The 5,315-nt window shown below is 46.2% G+C and carries 8 protein-coding genes and 1 pseudogene; 7 read left to right on the top strand and 2 right to left on the bottom strand.

Annotated elements, in window-relative coordinates; all coding sequences use genetic code 11:
• The 6 genes and pseudogenes from COY37_RS08810 to COY37_RS08785 all read left to right on the top strand — a co-directional run.
• Positions 1–813, top strand: a pseudogene (locus COY37_RS08810) (hypothetical protein); the annotation flags it as partial.
• Positions 767–1,222, top strand: a complete 456-nt coding sequence (locus COY37_RS08805) for a GGDEF domain-containing protein (RefSeq protein ID WP_286977246.1) — start codon at positions 767–769, stop codon at positions 1,220–1,222. The pseudogene COY37_RS08810 and the gene COY37_RS08805, both read left to right, overlap by 47 nt.
• On the top strand, positions 1,222–1,572 hold the full coding sequence (locus tag COY37_RS08800) for a hypothetical protein (RefSeq protein ID WP_286679177.1): 351 nt from the start codon (positions 1,222–1,224) through the stop codon (positions 1,570–1,572). Before COY37_RS08805 ends, COY37_RS08800 begins: the two co-directional genes overlap by 1 nt.
• Before the next feature lie 16 nt (positions 1,573–1,588).
• On the top strand, positions 1,589–2,161 hold the full coding sequence (locus COY37_RS08795) for a nitroreductase family protein (RefSeq protein WP_286679178.1): 573 nt from the start codon (positions 1,589–1,591) through the stop codon (positions 2,159–2,161).
• Positions 2,162–2,326: 165 nt separating this feature from the next.
• The gene (locus tag COY37_RS08790) at positions 2,327–2,956 is read left to right on the top strand and encodes a flagellar brake protein (protein ID WP_286977244.1); all 630 of its coding nucleotides are present in this window, start codon (positions 2,327–2,329) and stop codon (positions 2,954–2,956) included.
• Positions 2,957–3,055: 99 nt separating this feature from the next.
• On the top strand, positions 3,056–3,430 hold the full coding sequence (locus COY37_RS08785; protein WP_286679180.1) for a hypothetical protein: 375 nt from the start codon (positions 3,056–3,058) through the stop codon (positions 3,428–3,430).
• 293 nt (positions 3,431–3,723) lie between these two features.
• Here COY37_RS08785 and COY37_RS11955 read toward each other — a convergent pair whose 3' ends face one another.
• Together COY37_RS11955 and COY37_RS08780 are read right to left on the bottom strand one after the other, a co-directional pair.
• A complete protein-coding gene (locus COY37_RS11955; RefSeq protein WP_353683014.1) occupies positions 3,724–4,053 on the bottom strand; it encodes a Fic family protein in 330 nt (109 codons plus the stop codon).
• Positions 4,054–4,076: 23 nt separating this feature from the next.
• On the bottom strand, positions 4,077–4,349 hold the full coding sequence (locus tag COY37_RS08780; protein WP_286679181.1) for a Fic/DOC family N-terminal domain-containing protein: 273 nt from the start codon (positions 4,347–4,349) through the stop codon (positions 4,077–4,079).
• Between the two features lie 556 nt (positions 4,350–4,905).
• Between COY37_RS08780 and COY37_RS08775 the strand changes: the two genes are divergently transcribed.
• A complete protein-coding gene (locus COY37_RS08775; protein WP_286679182.1) occupies positions 4,906–5,205 on the top strand; it encodes a type II toxin-antitoxin system RelE/ParE family toxin in 300 nt (99 codons plus the stop codon).
• Positions 5,206–5,315 lie beyond the last annotated feature (110 nt).

The following is a 5,315-nucleotide window of genomic DNA, read 5'->3' as shown; positions in this document are numbered from 1 at the left end:
TACGCATACTTCATCCTTGTTGCGCTCTCCTCGTTGCAGCTTGGGCTTAGGGGCAGTGTGGCAACGGCGGCGTTTATTTCAGTTTTTGATTATATCTACGCAAAGCTCCCCTCGGGGGGCCCTTACCTGTATAGCCCAATCGTATTGCGCATAGGTCTGGTATGGCTTGGCGCCCTGGTTGTCGGGCTCAGCTTCCGCCGCCTCGCGGAAAACCAAAAGAAAATCCAGCGGTTGAACGACGAGCTTGATAGCAAGGTAACCGTACTGGTCAGCGCAAGCCGCGTGTTGGGCTCGATAAACGACCTCGATAAACTCCTCCTCTATTTTCAGGAAACAATCGGGCGAATCTTTGGCCTTGACGCGCACGCCCTTATTATTAAATCCGAGCATCATATCGACCCGATCGTTATCTCCAACATAGGCATCAACGAGACCGGTCTCTCCGAAAGCCTATTTAAGGTCAATAAAGAAACGCTAATAGCGGGCACCGAGTTTAAAAATCTGGGCCTCACAATAGGCGCGACTCATAAAGGAACGCAAGGCTTTTATCTGCTTGTTGTTAAAAGCACTGAGCTACAAACTCTGCTAACCGACAAGGATATCTTCGATACAACCTTTAGCCAGTTTATATTGGCAATCGATAACGCCTTGCTTATGCGCAAGGCGAAAGAAGCCTCTCTTACCGACCACCTTACAGGTCTTTATAACCAACGGTACTTCTACGAGCGCATGACCGAGGAACTTAAGCGGGCACAGAGAACCATAGGTGAGCTATCGTCTCATCATCGACGTGGACAACTTCAAGGCCTATAACGACCAACACGGGCATTTAAGCGGAGATAAAGCGCTCTCAATAATCGCCGGCGTTATCTCTGATTGCTGCCGGGAGACCGATGTGCCGTGCCGCTATGGCGGCGAGGAATTCGTGGTCATTTTGCCCGATTCAAATAGCAAGGAAGCAAGCGTCGTCGCGGATCGGATCATACAAGACATCCGCAGCGCGCCCTATCCGATTACGGGGGGCAGCCGGTATGACACCCTGACGGTGAGTGTCGGCATCGCAAGCTATCCGAACCAGGGCACCGAGCCGATGGAAATCATCGAGCAAGCCGATAGGGCCCTTTACAGGGCTAAATCACTCGGCAAAAACCGGGCCGTCACAGCACGAAAAAAGAGGGCAGCTGCAAACAATGGCCGGCAAAGAAAGCTAAGGGGTGCGTAGTGGGATTCTCTCAAGAACTCCAGGTACTTCTAGACGGTGTTATAGACTCACTGGTTAAGTGGGATCTCATCGCTTACCTGCAGAAAAATCCAAACGACCGCAGATCCGCCGAAAACATCGCCGGTTCTATCGGGCGAAGCGTCGACGAGGTAATGCAGGCGCTCTCTGAACTATCAGACAGAGGGATTCTCCAGTATGAAGACGATGGAGAGGCAATCTATTACCGGTTCCATCCAAGCAAGCAATGGCAAAAACATATAAATGCGTTTACCGAGGGTCTGGCGGATAGAAATACGCGCTGGCTGATCCTTAATTATTTAATAGAAAAGCACGGTTTTCAACAAGGATAAAGAGGGGGAACAGTAAGTGGAACTTTTAGAAGGAATCAAAAGTAGAAGAGCGATCAGGAAATTTAAGAAACAGGAGGTGCCAAAGGAAACAATTGAGCGCATATTTGAGGATTCCAGGTGGGCGCCGGTTGTCGCCGCCTTCAGGGGCTGGGATTTTGTGATCGTGCGCGGTGAAATGCGCGACCGGTTGGCTGACCTTCTAACACAAAACACGGTTATTCTTCGCGACCTGTTTGCGATGATGGACCCGGACAGCGAGAAAAAAGCGCTTGAGTATTACAAGAATCTTGGCGATGCACCGACGCTGATGTTTGTAACGATTCCAGAGCTACCCGAGGAACAGCGCTGGGAATATTCGTTCCAAATTTTAACTGCAACCACCGAGTTTATGCAAATCTGGCTGCTCGCGCACCGTGAGGGGCTTGGCGCCTGCGGTATTACGGTGCCCCCGTATATAGGGAGGCAGATACAAGAAGAACTCGGCCTTGGAGGTCGCGAGGTGATCTACGGTTTAAGCTTAGGGTATCCGGATGAAGAGCCTATCGCAAAACCGCACCCACGCGTTAATGCAACCTATATCGGCTATTAATCGCTTTATGCATTAGTAGCCTTTATTAGCAGCTTTTAAGTCGAAGTTTCTCCTCTAGAACAGTAATTCCCTTGGGCAAGGCTCAAGGGAATTATTATGTTTGTGGTAGTGGTTGAAATACAGTGTAACTCACTATAGAATCGTTCTGTGGAGAATTTTCGGATTATGCTCAACACCGGTCAAGTAATAGGTCTTTCCGATAGCCAGGGCGCCACATGGAATCTCGGCGTCAAACATTACCTTGCGGGCAACAGAGTCCTGTGTGAGCTTCTTGGCAATGACATTAATCCACCCGATAAAGATACAGGCGATCTTAAGCTCTCCGTTCCCCATGCTGCAGGTGTCTACGTTATTGCGACCAAGATCGCCGGAGTATCGCGTGATGGCCATGAGTACAAACTCTTGCTGGGTAAAGAATACCAGCTGTTCCAACGCAGAGGCTATTACCGCTTATCCGACCCCCAACTACGCATTCAGTGCCGGATCTACGGCGAAACGGTGGAGGATGTAACGGCTATCGACATAAGCGGCGGCGGGGCGGCACTGGTCATACGCTGGGATCAGCTGGTAAAGATTAAAGAAGATATTCCGGTCGGCCTCGATATCACGCTCCCCGAGGGCGGCAAAATTCAAGCGCACGGCAAAACACTTCGAGTCGGTGAATCCAAAGATGGAAACGGCTACCACGTGGGCATAACCTTTACTAAACTCGACCGCGCCGACCGCGCAAAACTCATCAAATACATCTTCGACGAGCAACTTTTAAGAAACAAAGAAAGCGGCCTGGAGCTGTAAGCTCAAGGATTCGCACAAATCTTTGGTTTTCTAGGGTCTTTCCTTCGAGTGTGGGTAAAAATAGGTATGGTTGGTACACTTATTTAAAAATGAGGCGATATGCCTGAAGTAAAATTAAAGCATCGCTATGAAAACGGATATCCTTTTATAGAGTTTGAAGGAGACCTTAATCTTGCCAACTTTTCTACTCTGTTTCGATTGGTGCAATTATCTGTTATGGAAAGTGATCTGCCGGCTATTATTGATTTATCCGGCGATGTGTCTGTTTGGGAAGAACTTCGTTCCTTAAGGCATGGGTGTAGGGGCTTGTTAGGATGTCCTTTTGGTATCACTTATGCCCTCTTTGTTATTGTCAGCCCACAAAAGCGTTTTAAAAAGCTGCAGGGTTTGCTTGAAGTGTCATGCCCTTTGCGCTGTGCAGAAAGCATCCAAGAGGCAGTTGATATGTTAAACAAAACGCAGAGAGATGCCTGATAACTTGAGGTATCGATCGGCTGATATCGGGCGGTCCATTCCATAATGTTCCGAGTGCCGATAATGGGCCTGGAAAAAAGCTTGCGTAATATTAAAACTCCGCTTTCCGATTCTCTTTTGGCAAGGGCCTGTATTTTTGCCATATCTTCCTCACGAAGCTTTGTTATTTGCTTTGAAATATTGATTGACTCATTGGCGGTTTCGATAACACCGTCAAGGAAAAAATTAACCCATTCCTCAACCTCGCCGTCATGATAGCCATGCAATTTGCTGTAATAAACTTTTTGGTGTTTTTAAAAATATGCGGACAAAAATAGTACGGGTCTCTCAAGCAACTTCCAATAGCATAGCAACATAGTGATCAAAAGCCTGCCTGTTCTTCCATTTCCATCAAGAAACGGGTGAATGGTCTCAAATTGGGCGTGCGTAAGAGCGATATGCAAAAGCGGCGGCGCTTGTAATCCTGCGTGCAAAAAACTCTCGAAATCGTGTAAAGCACGGTTCATCTCATCTACCGAAGGGGGCACAAATAAGGCATTAGACGGTGAGGTACCGCCGATCCAATTTTGGGAACGGCGAAACTGACCGGGATCAGCAAAATGAGGAGTTCTTGCTCCCTCGATAAGTTGTGAATGGACTTCACGAATTAATCGAAGTGAGCGTCAACTATCGTTGCTTTTGTTCCCTCGATCTGAGCGGAAGAAGTGGCGTCTTTTGCCACAAACATGTAGAGGAAAAAATCGACATCCGGTAGCGTATGAGTGATTCCATCAAGTTTACCGATCAGGCGATCCGCTTCAGCAGATTTTATAAGAATTTCTTGGGAATAATTAAAAATGCCTTCCGGTGGAAAAGCTCCCGGCGCAAAGGCGGAGAAGTCCTCTTTTTGTTGCTGATACCTGCCGATTTCAATTTTCATAAGTTAGTTTCTATTCATCATTAAGATATAAACTATATTGCCATTTAGTTTATATTAAGTCAAGCAAAGTAAACTAAATTACACTTTTAAGTTTATTGGCTGTCACGCCATTCATCGCCAAGTTTTTAAACATTACAAGAGTTTTGTCTTATACGAATAAGCCTCTAGCTTCTGAACTGGGGCATGTAGGTTATTTACTCTCATTAAAAAACGTCAGAACAGCATTCAATTTCAATTCGTAAATGCCTTAAAAGGCTGGGTTGGGTGCTTGGTCTAATATTTTAGACATCAGTCTATTATTTTAGACTACGCGTCGATAAGTATAAGCTCCATTGAGTGCGCTTGAACCTACAGAATGGTAGCAGTGGCCGGGAACGGGCTGAACCGCGGACACGGTATAACTGTTTTTGTTAGATGAGTGTTAGAAGGCATGGCGGTTCTTTTATGTTTGCGCTACATACGCTAAACTAATATAGTAATGTTCTCTCACTAAAGCAAGCTACAATTGTTACTAATTTTCACCTAAAGGGTGAAAAACTATTTAAAGTTGGGTATAATGGATGTAGAATTTAAGACGAATAGATTAAAGAAGTGCTATGAAAATCACCGTGAGGCCGTAAGAAAATATGGCAAGGTGGTCGGTCTAAACTATATTGCATGCATTGATTTAATTTATAGTGTTAACGATGTGAATGAGCTTTATGCCTTCCCGCAATATTACTTTCACCCGTTAAGAGAAGACCGCGAAGGTCAGTACGCATTAGAGCTGACGGGACGGATGAGATTGATAGTAACACTTAAAGGCGATGAGTTACAAATCGTGCGCATTGAAGAGGTGAGTAAACATTATGAGTAGGACAAAGGAACGAATCTATTCGGACATAGCTATTCCTCCAGGCAAGATACTTCTGGATACAATAAAGGCATTGTCAATATCGCAGACCGAGCTAGCTAGACGCATGGATC

Source organism: Candidatus Aquicultor secundus (genome assembly GCF_002791875.1).
In the GTDB taxonomy this organism is placed as follows: Bacteria; Actinomycetota; Aquicultoria; order Aquicultorales; family Aquicultoraceae; genus Aquicultor_A; species Aquicultor_A secundus.
This window is presented reverse-complemented; position numbering and strand designations above follow the sequence as displayed.